The organism is Thermogutta sp., assembly GCF_014359955.1.
Classification (GTDB): domain Bacteria; phylum Planctomycetota; class Planctomycetia; order Pirellulales; family Thermoguttaceae; genus Thermogutta.
Genome location: NZ_JACIYL010000926.1, coordinates 1 through 1,571 on the forward strand (window position 1 = coordinate 1; position 1,571 = coordinate 1,571).

At 57.3% G+C, this 1,571-nt stretch carries 2 protein-coding genes; both read left to right on the forward strand.

Going from position 1 to position 1,571, the window contains the following annotated elements; translation table 11 throughout:
* On the forward strand, positions 1–732 hold a 732-nt coding region (locus tag H5U08_RS18245; protein WP_297036418.1), incomplete at its 5' end, for an Hsp70 family protein.
* 557 nt (positions 733–1,289) lie between these two features.
* Positions 1,290–1,571 (forward strand): thioredoxin domain-containing protein (locus H5U08_RS18250; RefSeq protein ID WP_297036420.1); only part of this gene is annotated, 282 nt, incomplete at its 3' end.

Here is a 1,571-nt window from a genome sequence, read left to right on the forward strand (position 1 = left end):
ACGGCGGATATCGAAGTGCGCCGGGACGAATTCGAGGAGGCCACCCGGGACCTCCTTGATCGCACACGATTCACGACTCTGCAAGCTCTCAAAGCGGCCGGTCTCGACTGGGGGGATATCGATCGCGTGCTTCTCGTGGGAGGATCAACACGGATGCCCATGGTTCGCAATCTTATCCGCGAACTTTCTGGTAAAGAACCAGATACGTCCATTTCCGCCGATGAGGCGGTAGCCCTTGGGGCGGCACTCCATGCCGGGTGGCTGCTGGGGAAGGCACGGGGTGAACGGCCGCGCTACAAAATCCGGAATGTCAACTCACACAGTTTGGGAGTGGTTGGCGTCGACCCACTCACCCGGCGTCGAAGAGTGGGGACGATTATCCCGCGCAACACGCGGCTACCGATTATCGCCAAAAGGCGATTCCGCACTCACAAGCCCAATCAGCGCTCTATCCTGGTTGAAATCGTGGAAGGAGAAAGTCCCGAGCCGGAGGATTGCTGCGAGATCGGTAAGGTGCGCGTCCGTGATCTGCCACCCAATCTCCCAAAGGGTTGGCCGGTGGAGGTCATCTTCCAATATCGGGCGAACGGAAGGCTAAAGGTCCGTATCCGTGTGCCGGAAGTGGATCGGGAAGTCGTGGCGGAGTTCCACCGGGAAAGAGCCCTCACAAAAGAACACCTGGACGGCTGGAGACAATTTATCAGCGGTAAAGAACCGACGGATTACCGATGAGTTGTCCGTCGCCGATTCGACCAACGGGTCTACACGCTGCGTCGCCGTCATTCCTCAGAGATAGGTGGTCCTTTTGTTCACGCCCAGGTGAAAAGAACTGGAGGGACCTGCTTGTCAGGTCCGTTTTGCAACGTCAGACGGCAGATTGGGTTTCGGCGAACACGACAGCCGTGTCCCTCCGAAGGACTTGTCCGAGAGAGCCGATTCTCACATTGCGATCCAACGCTCGGATAATCCCCTTCACCGAACCGACTTCCACTGCCTGATTCAGTTGCCGGCTAAAAGGTAGAGGCCATTCATGAGTGGCCCGCACGACTCGTTGGCCCCGCGGCGCGTCACAGGCTTTTTGCAAAAGTGGACCTGGCTGAGTTGCATGTGAGGGTGCTTGAAGCAGAGCGATAGTGGTATCATAAAGACTTACGGCGCTTACCGGCCAGAAGTCATTGTCGGCCCGTTGGATCACACCGTGAAAGTCCGGCGTGGATCATGTCCGTTTGGCATACAGTAAGCGCCCGATCTGAACGAGAAAAGCGCGGATTTAACGGAAAGGATGCAAAATGAGTGAGACCTGCCCGTGGATTATCTCGACAAGCCCTGCGACCTTCGAACAGGACGTCCTGCAGCGTTCCAAAGAAGTTCTGGTGGTGTTGGACTTCTGGGCGCCATGGTGCGGGCCATGCCGTCTGCTGGGTCCCCTGCTCGAAAAACTGGCTCGGGAGAAGAATGGGGCATTCGTTCTGGTGAAAGTGAATACGGATGAGATGCCGGAGCTGGCGGCGGTGTTTCACGTGCAGGGGATTCCCACCGTTTTTGCACTGCGTGATGGACGCGTGATCGAC